General features: G+C 73.7%; 8 protein-coding genes. 7 read left to right on the top strand and 1 reads right to left on the bottom strand.

Features of this window, described 5'->3' with window-relative positions; all coding sequences use genetic code 11:
• The first annotated feature begins 70 nt into the window (after positions 1-70).
• From ADK64_RS28995 to ADK64_RS28960, 7 genes are all read left to right on the top strand, one after another.
• Positions 71-367, top strand: coding sequence for a YlxR family protein (locus ADK64_RS28995; RefSeq protein ID WP_053663646.1), 297 nt, complete (start codon positions 71-73; stop codon positions 365-367).
• A gap of 145 nt (positions 368-512) precedes the next feature.
• A complete protein-coding gene (infB, locus tag ADK64_RS43610; RefSeq protein ID WP_078992899.1) occupies positions 513-3,593 on the top strand; it encodes a translation initiation factor IF-2 in 3,081 nt (1,026 codons plus the stop codon).
• Positions 3,594-3,788: 195 nt separating this feature from the next.
• Positions 3,789-4,082: a DUF503 domain-containing protein gene (locus ADK64_RS28980; RefSeq protein WP_053663640.1), complete on the top strand. Its 294-nt coding sequence runs from the start codon at positions 3,789-3,791 to the stop codon at positions 4,080-4,082.
• A gap of 72 nt (positions 4,083-4,154) precedes the next feature.
• Positions 4,155-4,607 carry a 30S ribosome-binding factor RbfA gene (gene rbfA, locus ADK64_RS28975; RefSeq protein WP_053663638.1) on the top strand — a complete coding sequence of 151 codons (453 nt, stop codon included), beginning with the start codon at positions 4,155-4,157 and terminating at the stop codon, positions 4,605-4,607.
• A complete protein-coding gene (gene truB, locus ADK64_RS28970; RefSeq protein WP_053663636.1) occupies positions 4,604-5,509 on the top strand; it encodes a tRNA pseudouridine(55) synthase TruB in 906 nt (301 codons plus the stop codon). The genes rbfA and truB overlap by 4 nt, the downstream gene beginning before the upstream one ends.
• A gap of 328 nt (positions 5,510-5,837) precedes the next feature.
• Positions 5,838-9,638, top strand: a complete 3,801-nt coding sequence (locus ADK64_RS28965; protein WP_107093119.1) for a trypsin-like peptidase domain-containing protein — start codon at positions 5,838-5,840, stop codon at positions 9,636-9,638.
• 142 nt (positions 9,639-9,780) lie between these two features.
• Entirely contained in the window at positions 9,781-10,749 is a 969-nt protein-coding gene (locus ADK64_RS28960) for a bifunctional riboflavin kinase/FAD synthetase (protein ID WP_053663631.1), read from the top strand.
• 72 nt (positions 10,750-10,821) lie between these two features.
• On the opposite strand, the gene ADK64_RS28955 is transcribed toward ADK64_RS28960, so the two are convergent.
• Positions 10,822-12,928: MinD/ParA family ATP-binding protein (locus tag ADK64_RS28955; protein ID WP_159046358.1), on the bottom strand; the 2,107-nt coding region annotated here is incomplete at its 5' end.

The raw sequence follows: 12,928 nt of genomic DNA, 5'->3' as shown, positions 1-12,928 counted from the left end.
GGTTTACGACAACAGCCGTTCGATCTTTCCCCCGAAGGGGTGAGGTCGGTACGGGGAGGTAGACTTAATCGTGTCTGGCCGGACGCACGCCGGAGTATGCCCTGAACGCACCTGTGTGGGGTGCCGGGAGCGAGCGGCCAAGGACGATCTCCTGCGGATCGTGAAGATCGAGGACGCATGCGCCCCCGATCCTCGCGGTACGCTGCCCGGCCGGGGCGCCTATGTGCACCCTGTCCTGGTCTGTCTCGACCAGGCGGTACGCCGCCGGGCGTTCTCACGGGCATTGCGCGCCCCGGGAGCGCTCGACACAAAGGCGTTGCGCCAGTACGTCGAGCAGACGAAGGTTGCTGAGCAGGCAACACCGTAAGACGTGTCGTGCGGAACTCCGTGCGGCCCAGGTACCCCGCGAGTTGGAAGTAGGTCGAGATTGCGATGAGCACTCGATGAGCACGCGATGAGTACGCCCATGAAGTAGCGACGGTCCGGACGCACCCGGACCTAAAAGGAGCGAAGTGGCTAAGGTCCGGGTATACGAACTCGCCAAGGAGTTCGGGGTTGAGAGCAAGGTCGTCATGGCCAAGCTCCAGGAACTCGGTGAATTCGTCCGTTCGGCGTCTTCGACCATCGAAGCGCCCGTAGTACGCAAGCTGACCGACGCCTTCCAGGGCGGTGGCAACGGCAAGTCCGCCGGTAAGCCCGCCCCGCGCAAGGCTTCCCCCAAGCCCGCCGCGCCCTCTCCGGCGCAGGCGGCACGTCCGGCTGCCCCGAGGCCGCCGGCCCCCAAGCCTCCGACGGCGCCCGCTGCCCCGCAGCCGGCCGCCCCGTCGGCGCCCGCGGCGTCCGCGCCGGCCCCCGGCCCGCGTCCGGTGCCGGGCCCCAAGCCCGCGCCGCGTCCGGCCCCGGCAGCCCCGGAGTTCACCGCTCCGCCGGCCGCCCCGGCCGCTCCCGCCGCCCAGACCCCGCAGGCCCCGGCCGCGCAGGGTCCGCGTCCCGGCGCCCGTCCCGGTGCGCCGAAGCCCGGCGCTCGTCCGGGTGGCTCCGGCCAGGGCCAGGCGGCCCGTCCGGGCCAGGGCGCTCCGCGTTCCGGTGGCCAGGGCGCGCGTCCGGGCGGTCGTCCGGCCGGTCCGCGTCCCGGTAACAACCCCTTCACCTCCGGTGGCTCCACCGGCATGGCCCGCCCGCAGGCCCCGCGCCCGCAGGGCGGTCCGCGTCCGGGTGGTCCCGGTGCCCCCGGCGCCGGTCCCCGCCCGCAGGCGCCCGGCGCCCAGGGCGGCGGTCCGCGTCCGCAGGCTCCGGGCGGTTCGCGTCCGTCGCCGGGCGGCATGCCCCGCCCGCAGGGCGGCCCGCGTCCCGGCCCGGCCGGTCCGCGTCCGAACCCCGGCATGATGCCGCAGCGTCCCGCTGCCGGTCCGCGTCCCGGCCCCGGTGGCGGCGGCGGTCGCGGCCCGGGTGGTGCCGGTCGTCCCGGTGGTGCCGGTCGTCCCGGCGGCGGCGGCTTCGCCGGCCGTCCCGGCGGTCCCGGTGGCGGCGGTGCCCGTCCGGGTGGCGGCGGCGGCTTCGCCGGTCGTCCCGGCGGTCCCGGTGGCGGCGGTGGCGGCTTCGGCGGTGGCGGCGGCGGCCGTCCCGGCTTCGGTGGCCGTCCCGGCGGTCCCGGTGGCCGTGGTGGCACGCAGGGCGCCTTCGGTCGTCCCGGCGGTCCCGCGCGTCGCGGTCGCAAGTCGAAGCGGCAGCGTCGCCAGGAGTACGAGGCCATGCAGGCCCCGAGCGTCGGCGGCGTGATGCTGCCGCGCGGCAACGGCGAGACCATCCGTCTCTCCCGCGGCGCGTCGCTCACCGACTTCGCGGAGAAGATCAACGCCAACCCGGCGTCCCTCGTCGCGGTCATGATGAACCTCGGCGAGATGGTCACGGCCACGCAGTCCGTCTCCGACGAGACGCTGCAGCTCCTCGCGGGCGAGATGAACTACGCGGTTCAGATCGTCAGCCCCGAGGAGGAGGACCGCGAGCTGCTCGAGTCCTTCGACATCGAGTTCGGCGAGGACGAGGGCGACGAGGAGGACCTGGTGGTCCGTCCGCCGGTCGTCACCGTCATGGGTCACGTCGACCACGGTAAGACCCGACTGCTCGACGCCATCCGCAAGACGAACGTCATCGCGGGCGAGGCCGGCGGCATCACCCAGCACATCGGTGCCTACCAGGTCTCGACCCAGGTCAACGACGAAGACCGCGCGATCACCTTCATCGACACCCCGGGTCACGAGGCGTTCACCGCCATGCGTGCCCGTGGTGCCCGGTCGACGGACATCGCGATCCTGGTCGTCGCGGCCAACGACGGCGTCATGCCGCAGACGGTCGAGGCGCTCAACCACGCCAAGGCGGCCGACGTCCCGATCGTCGTCGCGGTCAACAAGATCGACGTCGAGGGCGCCGACCCGACCAAGGTGCGCGGTCAGCTGACCGAGTACGGCCTGGTGGCCGAGGAGTACGGCGGCGACACCATGTTCGTCGACATCTCCGCCAAGCAGGGTCTGCACATCGACTCGCTGCTGGAGGCCGTGGTCCTCACGGCCGACGCCTCGCTCGACCTGCGGGCCAACCCGCACCAGGACGCGCAGGGCATCTCGATCGAGTCCCGTCTCGACCGCGGCCGCGGTGCCGTGGCGACGGTCCTCGTCCAGCGAGGCACGCTGCGGGTCGGCGACACGATGGTCGTGGGCGACGCCTACGGCCGTGTGCGCGCCATGCTCGACGACAACGGCAACAACGTCGCCGAGGCCGGCCCGTCGACGCCGGTCCAGGTCCTGGGCCTGACCAACGTCCCGGGTGCGGGCGACAACTTCCTCGTCGTCGACGAGGACCGCACCGCCCGCCAGATCGCGGAGAAGCGCGCCGCCCGTGAGCGCAACGCCGCGTTCGCCAAGCGCACGCGCCGCGTGTCGCTGGAGGACCTGGACAAGGTGCTCAAGGCCGGCGAGGTCCAGCAGCTGAACCTGATCATCAAGGGTGACGCCTCTGGTTCCGTCGAGGCGCTCGAGTCCTCCCTGCTCCAGCTGGACGTCGGCGAAGAGGTCGACATCCGCGTCCTGCACCGCGGCGTCGGTGCGGTCACGGAGTCGGACATCGACCTGGCGATGGGTTCCGACGCCATCGTGATCGGCTTCAACGTCCGCGCGGCCGGCCGCGCGGCGCAGATGGCCGAGCGCGAGGGTGTGGACGTCCGGTACTACTCGGTCATCTACCAGGCGATCGAGGAGATCGAGGCGGCCCTCAAGGGCATGCTCAAGCCGGAGTACGAAGAGGTCGAGCTCGGTACGGCGGAGATCCGCGAGGTCTTCAAGTCGTCCAAGCTGGGCAACATCGCCGGTGTCCTCATCCGCTCGGGCGAGGTCAAGCGCAACACCAAGGCGCGCCTCATCCGCGACGGCAAGGTGGTCGCGGAGAACCTCAACATCGAGGGCCTGCGTCGCTTCAAGGACGACGTCACCGAGATCCGCGAAGGGTTCGAGGGCGGTATCAACCTCGGCAACTTCAACGACATCAAGATCGACGACGTCATCGCGACGTACGAGATGCGGGAGAAGCCGCGGGCGTAACGGCCTACGGTTCGTGCTGGCCGACGGAACTCCGGTTCTGTCGGCCAGCGCGCCGTTCCAGGGGGCGTGCAGCCCCCTGGGCGGTGCCGAAACCCTGTCGAGCCACCGGCAGGTACGCGGTACCGTTCTTGATGTCCCCGGCCACACGGCCCCGGGGCCATCGATCCCGTACCGGCGGGTGAACCGGCTACACACATGTACGTGGGGACTCTGTCCTTCGACCTCCTCCTCGGCGACGTCCACTCGCTGAAGGAGAAGCGCTCCGTCGTCCGCCCGATCGTCGCCGAACTCCAGCGGAAGTACGCGGTGAGCGCGGCCGAGGTGGACCACATGGATCTGCACCGGCGGGCGGGCATCGGCCTCGCCCTGGTCTCCGGCGACGCGGCACACCTCACCGACGTACTGGACCGGTGCGAGCGGCTGGTCGCCGGCCGCCCCGAAGTGGAGCTGCTGTCGGTCCGACGCCGCTTCCACGGCGAGGACGACTGAAGACGGCCGAAGACGACCGACGGCGACCAGACCACAGCAACGCAAGAAGAAGAAAGAACGGGAGACGGACCAGTGGCCGACAACGCGCGGGCGAAAAGGCTGGCGGACCTCATCCGAGAGGTGGTGGCCCAGAAGCTGCAGCGCGGGATCAAGGACCCGCGGCTCGGCTCGCACGTCACCATCACGGACACCCGGGTCACGGGTGACCTGCGGGAGGCGACCGTCTTCTACACGGTCTACGGGGACGACGAGGAGCGGGCGGCCGCGGCCGCCGGCCTGGAGAGCGCCAAGGGCATCCTGCGCTCCGAGGTCGGCCGCGCGGCCGGTGTGAAGTTCACGCCGACCCTGACCTTCGTCGCGGACGCCCTGCCGGACACCGCCCGGACCATCGAGGACCTCCTCGACAAGGCCCGGCAGTCCGACGCCAAGGTGCGGGAGGCGTCCGCCGGCGCGGCATACGCCGGCGAGGCGGACCCGTACAAGAAGCCGGAAGCCGACGAGGAGACGGACGACAGCGCCGAATGACCAGCAAGCCCACCCCGCCCGACGGCCTTGTCATCGTCGACAAGCCGTCGGGCTTCACCTCGCACGACGTGGTCGCCAAGATGCGCGGGATCGCCCGGACCCGCCGCGTCGGCCACGCCGGCACCCTCGACCCGATGGCGACCGGTGTCCTGGTCCTCGGCGTCGAGCGCGCCACCAAGCTCCTCGGGCACCTCGCGCTGACCGAGAAGGAGTACCTGGGCACCATCCGCCTGGGCCAGAACACGGTCACCGACGACGCCGAGGGCGAGACGACCTCGTCCGCCGACGCGTCCAAGGTGACCCGGGACGCCATCGACGCCGGCATCGCCAAGCTGACCGGCGCGATCATGCAGGTGCCGTCCAAGGTCAGCGCCATCAAGATCGACGGCGTACGGTCGTACAAGCGGGCCCGCGAGGGCGAGGACTTCGAGATCCCCGCCCGCCCGGTGACGATCTCCTCCTTCACGGTGTACGACGTCCGTGAGGCCGTCGCCGACGACGGTACGCAGGTCCTCGACCTGGTCGTCTCGGTCGTCTGCTCCTCGGGCACCTACATTCGCGCCCTCGCCCGTGACCTGGGCGCCGACCTCGGCGTCGGCGGCCATCTGACCGCGCTGCGCCGCACCCGCGTGGGGCCGTACAAGCTGGACGCGGCGAAGACGCTGGACCAGCTCCAGCAGGAGCTGACCGTGATGCCGGTCGCGGAGGCCGCCGCGGCCGCGTTCCCGCGCTGGCAGGTGGACGCCAGGCGCGCCCGGCTGCTGCTGAACGGCGTGCGCCTGGAGATGCCCGAGACGTACGCGGGCGCCGGTCCCGTCGCCGTCTTCGACACCGAGGACCGTTTCCTCGCGCTGGTCGAGGAGCAGAAGGGCAAGGCCAAGAGCCTGGCCGTCTTCGCCTGAGACACCGCTGCGACACCGCCGGGGCGGCCCCGATGCGGTGCGAAGCCGTCGAGAGGCCGTCGAGGCCGCTCCACGGGCCCGCGTCGAGCGGTTGTCCGTGGAGCGGCGGCCGGCCACGGGGTGGGCGCCGGCCGCCGCTCCACGGTCCCCCCTCGGTTCCCCCACCCCTAGGGTTGTCCACCGGCACGCGTCTATTCACCCGTCCGGGCAGGCGCTCGGAGTGAACCGGGGGAGCGGATGGGGGCGCGTTCGCCGCGCGATCTTTCCCGCCGATCACCGCGCGCCTACCGTCGAAGACAGGCACGGGCACGGGCGGGGAGGTACGGCCATGGCGGGACGGGGCCCGCGCACCGGAAACGGTCGCCCGGAGGCGCAGGACGGCACCGGCCGCACATCCGGTACCCCTGACCTCCACCTCCACCCCCCTCTCCCGCCCCGTCCTGTTCCCGCCCTCGTGCAGATCCGCGACCTGGCCGGCCGTCCCCGGGGCATCGGTTTCCTCGCCGATCACGACGGCACCCTGCTCACCAGCCACGAGGCCGTCGACGGCCTGCCCCGGCTCGTGCTGCATGCCGAGGGCGACGGTGCGGGGGAGCGCGTCTGCGTGGTCGACGCCGCCGCCGTCACCCCGCTGCCCGCCCGCGACCTGGCCCTGGTCCGCACCGAGGGGCTGGGCCTGGCCCCGCTGCCGCTGACGGTGCGGGAGCGGATCGACGCCGGGACCTACGTGGAGGTGCCCGCGGGCTGCTGGCGGCAGGCGCGGGTGCTGGCCGCCACCGAGGCGACGTACACCGCCACCGACCGCTTCCATCTCCTCCCGGACGTGCTGGAGCTGGCCATCGGCACCGCCGGCCGGGACGCGCTGCGGCTCGGCGGCGGGGCGGCGGGCGGACCGGTGCTGGACCCGCGGACGGGCGCGGTTCTCGGCATCGTCGGCACCGCCCTGCACTCCGCGCGGCGCGACGCGGGCTTCGCGGTCCCGCTGCGGCCCGCCGACGGCCCCCTCGCCGAGCTGCTCGCCCGCAACGCGGCCACCGTGCCCGCGTACGGCGCCGACCTCAACCCGGCCGGCATCCAGGAGCTGACCGCCACCTCGCTCGGCCAGGACGGCCCGCACGCCGGCCTCACCGGCATCGCCGAACCGGTCGAACGCGCTGGCACCGCACGGGAGTTGGCGGCCTTCGTGGCCGGCGACCGGACGGTGCTCGCGCTCGTCGGTGCCCCGGGCAGCGGTCGTACGACGGAACTCGCGGCCCTTGCCGCACGCCGGGCCCGTGCCGAACGGCCCGCGCCCACGCTGTGGCTGCGGGGTGCCGACCTGGCGGACGCCGACGGCTCCCTGGCCGACGCCGCCCGCCGCACCCTGGAACGGGCCGCCCGGATCGTCGCCGCCGCCCGCCGCGTCCACCCCGACGACCTCGGCGACCTCACCCCCGAGGGGCTGGCCCGCCTCGCCGCCCGGGCCGGCCACCCGCTGCTGCTCCTCCTCGACGGCCCCGAGGAGATGCCACCCGTCCTCGCCCACCGGCTGCCCGAGTGGATCCAGGGGACGGCCGACTGGCTCCGCGAGACCGGGGCGCGGCTGGTGGTGGCCTGCCGGGAGGAGTACTGGGAGCGGGCGGGGGCGGGTTTCCCGACGGATCTGCTGTATGCGCCTGCCGGTGGCGCGGCTCCGGGCAGCGGTGCGGTGCCCGCCGGTGGTGGTGCGGCTCAGACCGGTGCCGCAGCTCCTGCCGGCAGGGCGGTCCCGGCCGGTTCGGCGGCTGTGGCTGGGCCGGCGGCTCCTGCGGGCAGGGGGGCTGCGGCCGGTCCCGTGGCTGAGGCCGCTCCTGTTGCTGATGCCGGTCCCGGGGCCGCGGCCGGTTGCGCCGTGGCTGCCGTTCCCGCCGCCCGGTCCACGGCCACCGCCCCTGCCGCCCCCACCACCCGAAACGACCCTGTCGTCCCCTTCCCGCCCTGTGTCCGCCTCGCCGCCCTGACGCCGGACGAGGCGCGCCGGGCGCGTGTGCGCTACGGCATCCCCGACGATGCCCTCGTGGGCCGCGACGCCGGGCATCCGCTCACCCTCCGGCTGCTGTCCGAGGTCCGCGCCGCCGCCCCGGACGCCCCGTTCGCCGGGCCCGTCGACCGGCACGAGGTGTTCGCCGCCCACCTCGACCTGATGTGCCTGCGCATCGCGGTGCGCCTCGCCACAGAGAGCGGCCTGCGCGGTACGGCCGTACGCCGGCTCGCCGCGCGCGTGGCCGGACAGGTGCACGAGGCCGCCCGGCGCAGTCTCGGGCCCGGGCAGGGCGAGCTGGACCGGGAGTCCTTCGAGGCGGTGTTCCCGTGGGGGCCCGCCCCGGCCCGGCTCGGCGGCGGCACCGGCTGGGCGTCGGCCGTGCTCACCGAGGGCCTGCTCGTCCCGGCCGGCACCGGCTACCGCTTCGCGCACGAGGAGCTGGCCGACTGGATCCAGGGCACGCACCTCGACCTGGACGAGGCCCTGCGCGCTCTCGTCCACCGCCCCCGTGCCACCTGGCACACTGCCGCCTACGCTCCCGTGCCCGTCCCGCACCATCGCGTCGGCCCCGTCGTCCAGGCCCTGCTGCTCCTCGCGAGGCAGCACGGGGCCCGCCAACTGGCCTTCCGGCTCAGGGACTTGACCGAAGCCCTCGACCGGGACCCCGGCTCCTGGTGGGCCGCCCGGCTGCTCGCCCACACCCTGCTCCAGGTCCCGGACGCGACGCCGTACACCGACGTGCTCTCTCTGCTCGCCGACCGTGTCGTGGCCTGGCGCCGGGCGCGACGGCCCGTACCGGCCGAGTTCGGACCCGGCTTCTGGACCGAGCTGCCCGTCCCGGACGCCGAGCGGATCGATCTGCTGCGCCGCCTCGTGCTGGCCGACCAGTCGCCCCCGGAGCCCGGCGAGCGCTACCTCGACGCCGTCGCCCGGCTGCTCGCCGCCGCGCCCGCCGCCGTACAGCCGCAGCTGACGCGCTGGTTCGACGACGAACGGCCGCTGCCCGCGACCCCGCACGCCACCGTCGCCACCGCCGCGCAGGCGCTGCTGCACACTCACCGGCACGGCGCGCTGGACGACCTCACCGACCTCCTGGCGGCGAGTGCCCACCGGCGCGCGGACGAACTGCTCACCACGCTCGCCGAGGACGAACCGTCGGCCGTCTGCCGGGCCGTCGACCGCTGGGCGCACGACGGGCGTCCCGCCCGCCGGGCCGCGGCCGTGGCCTTCGGGCCGCGCGCGGCCCCGCACGCGCGCGCGGAGGCCGACCGCGAGTTGCTGCGCCACGCCGCCCTCGCGCTGCTCGCCCGTCCCGCCGACGCCACCCTGCACGGCGGCGCCCTCGCCCTGCTGGTCCACGACCCGCACACCCGGGACCGGTACCTGGCCGAGGCCCTGCGGCACTTCGCCGACGGCGACCCGCACATCCCGCCCGGTGTCCTGGCCCCCGCCCTCGCCACCCACCCCGAACCGGTCCTGGAGGCCTTCCGCGCCCGGCTGCGAGCCCCGGACGCGGCGGACATCCTGTGCACGCTCTCCGAGGCGGCCACCCCGGCACTCGCGCGCAGCGTCGCCGCCCTGGCCCGGGAGGCCGTACGACAGCGTCCGCAGACCGCGGGACGTCTCGCCGCCCACGTCGAGGACCGGCTGGAGCAGGGGCCGACCGCCCGCCCCGTCCTGCTGCCCCTCGTCACCGGCCTGCTCGACGACGGACCCGAACCGCTGCGCGCGGCCCTCGCCACCGTCCTCGCGGGCCCGGCCACCCCCGCCTCCCGCCCGCTGCGCCGCGAGCTGCTGGAGGTCCTGCTGGCACGGGAACAGGACCCGTCCGTCCTGGACGCCGTCCTGCACGCGGCGGCCGAGCCCAGCGACAGCGCCGAGGAGGACGACCGCCGGGAGGAGGAGGTCCGCGGGCTCGTCCACCGCACCGGCCTGCTCCTGGTCCGCACGCCGGAGGGCGCCACCCGCTTCGACCGAGGCCTGGTCGACCTGGGCCGGCACGTGCCCGGCTTCGCCACGCAGATGGCCCGCTGGCTGACCGACACCCCGGACGACTGGGTCGCGGTGGTGGGCCCCAGCACGCGCCGCATGCTGGAAAACCTGGCGGGCGTACGCGTACCGGCGTGATCAGCGATAAAGGGGGCGACCGCGAACGTGCGCCCGGTCACAGCCCCGACACCGATGCGGGCCAGGGGCACCCGGCATGGCACCCTTAGACCTGCACAAGAGGTCAAGGTAGACACGGACACGGGTTCGAGGAGCGGTCACAGTGCAACGCTGGCGTGGCTTGGAGGACATCCCCCAGGACTGGGGGCGCAGCGTCGTCACCATCGGTTCCTACGACGGCGTCCACCGCGGCCACCAGCTGATCATCAAGCACGCCGTGAACCGCGCCCGCGAGCTGGGCGTCCCGGCCGTCGTGGTCACCTTCGACCCGCATCCGAGCGAAGTCGTCCGCCCCGGCAGCCATCCGCCGCTGCTCGCCCCGCACCACCGCCGCGCCGAACTGATGGCGGAGCTGGGCGTGGACGCGCTCCTCATCCTCCCCTTCACCACCGAGTTCTCGAAGCTCTCGCCCGCCGACTTCGTCGTGAAGGTCCTGGTGGACAAGCTGCACGCGAAGGCGGTCGTGGAGGGCCCCAACTTCCGCTTCGGCCACAAGGCCGCCGGCAACGTCGAGTTCCTCGCCGAGCAGGGCAAGACCTACGACTTCGAGGTCGAGGTCGTCGACCTGTACGTCACCGGTGAGGCGGGCAACGGCAAGCCGTTCTCCTCGACGCTGACCCGCTGCCTGGTCGCCGAGGGCGACGTCGAGGGCGCCCGCGAAATCCTGGGCCGCCCGCACCGCGTGGAGGGCGTGGTCGTGCGCGGCGCCCAGCGCGGCCGCGAGCTGGGCTTCCCGACGGCCAACGTCGAGACCCTCCCGCACACCGCCATCCCCGCAGACGGCGTGTACGCCGGCTATCTGCACGCGCAGGGCGAGATCATGCCGGCGGCGATCTCGGTCGGCACGAACCCGCAGTTCGACGGCACCGAGCGCACGGTGGAGGCGTACGCCATCGACCGCGTCGGCCTCGACCTGTACGGCCTGCACGTCGCCGTCGACTTCCTCGCGTACGTGCGCGGCCAGGCGAAGTTCGACTCGCTGGAGGCCCTGCTGGAGCAGATGGCCGTGGACGTGAAGCGGTGCCGGGAGATCGTGGCGGCGGACGCGGCGGACTCGTCGGCCGAGGAGTAGTTTCCTCCCACTCGCGCGTGACGAAAGGGCGGCCGGTGCGCATCGCACCGGCCGCCCTTTCGTCATGCGGTCCTACTGCTGCGGAGGCGGGGCCTGCGGCGGCTGCGGCTGTCCCTGCGGCGGGTACGGCGGCTGGGGCTGTCCCTGCGGCTGTCCCTGCTGCTCGGGCTGAGGCTGCGCCGGGTACGCCTGGGCCGACGGCTGACCCGGCTGACCCGGCTGACCCGGCTGACCCGGCTGCGGCGGGTACGGCTGGCCCGGGGGCATCGGGTACGACTGGCCCGGCTGTCCGTGCTGGGGCGGGTAGGGCTGCTGGCCCGGGGCTTGCGGCGGATACGGCTGACCCGGGACGGGCTGTCCGGGCATGGGCTGTCCGGCCATGTGCTGCGCAGGAGGCATGGGTTGGCCGTACACAGGCTGCCCTGGCATCTCCTGCCCTGGCATCGGCTGCCCTGGAATCTGCTGCCCGGGCATCGGCTGACCCGGCATCGGCTGACCCGGTACCTGCTGCCCAGGCATGGGCTGACCCGGTACCTGCTGCCCGGGCATGGGCTGACCCGGCATGGCGTGGCCCGGCATCGGCGGGGCGGCCACCGGCGGCGGGTTGCCGTCGCTGGTCCACAGCCCGTGCGACTGCTGGTGGCGTACGAAGTCCTCGGCGATCAGCGCGGCGAGGTTGAAGTACGCCTCGCGCGTCCGCGGTCGCATCATGTCGAGGTCGACTTCCGCGCCGGCGGCCAGATGCTCGTCGAAGGGCACGACCACGACCCCGCGGGTCCGTGTCTCGAAGTGGGACACGATGTCCTCGACCTTGATCATCTTGCCGGTCTCGCGGACTCCGGAGATCACGGTCAGGGACCGGGAGACCAGGTCGGCGTACCCGTGGGCGGACAGCCAGTCCAGCGTCGTACTGGCGCTGCTCGCACCGTCCACGGACGGCGTCGAGATGATGATCAGCTGGTCGGCGAGGTCGAGCACCCCGCGCATGGCGCTGTACAGCAGACCCGTACCCGAGTCGGTCAGGATGACCGGGTACTGCCGGCCGAGTACGTCGATGGCGCGCCGGTAGTCCTCGTCGTTGAACGTGGTCGAGACGGCCGGGTCGACGTCGTTGGCGATGATCTCCAGACCGGAGGGCGCCTGCGAGGTGAACCGCCTGATGTCCATGTAGGAGTTCAGGTACGGGATCGCCTGGACGAGGTCACGGATGGTGGCACCGGTCTCCCGGCGCACACGCCGCCCGAGCGTACCGGCGTCCGGGTTCGCGTCGATCGCGAGGATCTTGTCCTGCCGCTCGGTGGCCAGAGTGGAGCCGAGCGCGGTGGTCGTGGTGGTCTTTCCCACGCCGCCCTTGAGGCTGATGACCGCGATCCGGTAGCAGGACAGGACCGGCGTGCGGATCAGCTCCAGCTTGCGCAGCCGCTCGGCCTCCTCCTTCTTCCCGCCGATCTTGAAGCGACTCGATGCCGCGGTGGGCCGCCCGCTCTTCGCCTTCTGCTTCTTGTTGTTGAGCAGCCGGTCGGCGGACAGCTCCACGGCGGCGGTGTAACCGAGCGGCGCGGCACCGGGGTTGGTCATCTGCCGCTGGTCGTGCTGGATGGGCTGCGGCCAGGCGGCACCGGTCCGCGGATCGACCGACGGCTGCGGGGCCGGGGCCTGCGGCTGCGGGAAGCCGTAGCCACTGGGCTGTGGGGTCGGCCCGTCGGCACTCGGCGCCGAGGGCTGAGGGAAGCCGTAACCGCCTTGCGGGGCGGGCGAGTTGGGGGGCGTGGCCTGGGGCTGGGGCTGGGGCTGGGGCGGAGGGAATCCGTAACCGCCGGGCGGGATCGGCCCACTGGGGTCCGACTGCGGCCCGGGCGGCGGCGGGAAGCCGTAACCACCGGGCTGCGCCTGGGGGTTGGGGCCCGGCTGGGGTGCGGGCGGCGGCGGGAAGCCGTAACCCCCGGCGGCGGGCACACCGGGCTGGTCGGGCTGGTTGGGCTGGTTCCAGGCGGCGGGCGCCGGCTGCGGGGCCTGCGGCTGGAACGGCGGGGGGGTGTTGTCCGGCCGGGGTGCGTGGTGCGATCCGGCGGTGCCGTCGGGTCCCGCCGTGCTGTCCTGCGCGGTGGCCTCCGGCGCCTCGGCGCCCTGTGTCACACCGTCCGCGGACATGGCGGCACCGGAGTCCGGCCCGTCGGCG

This window comes from Streptomyces sp. MMG1121 (assembly GCF_001280015.1).
Taxonomy (GTDB): domain Bacteria; phylum Actinomycetota; class Actinomycetes; order Streptomycetales; family Streptomycetaceae; genus Streptomyces.
This window is presented reverse-complemented; position numbering and strand designations above follow the sequence as displayed.

Bases quoted from the DNA above. Each gene is read 5' to 3' on its own strand.
- ADK64_RS28980 (WP_053663640.1), top strand. From the start codon at position 3,789: ATGTACGTGGGGACTCTGTCCTTCGACCTCCTCCTCGGCGACGTCCAC.
- truB (WP_053663636.1), top strand. From the start codon at position 4,604: ATGACCAGCAAGCCCACCCCGCCCGACGGCCTTGTCATCGTCGACAAG.
- ADK64_RS28965 (WP_107093119.1), top strand. From the start codon at position 5,838: ATGGCGGGACGGGGCCCGCGCACCGGAAACGGTCGCCCGGAGGCGCAG.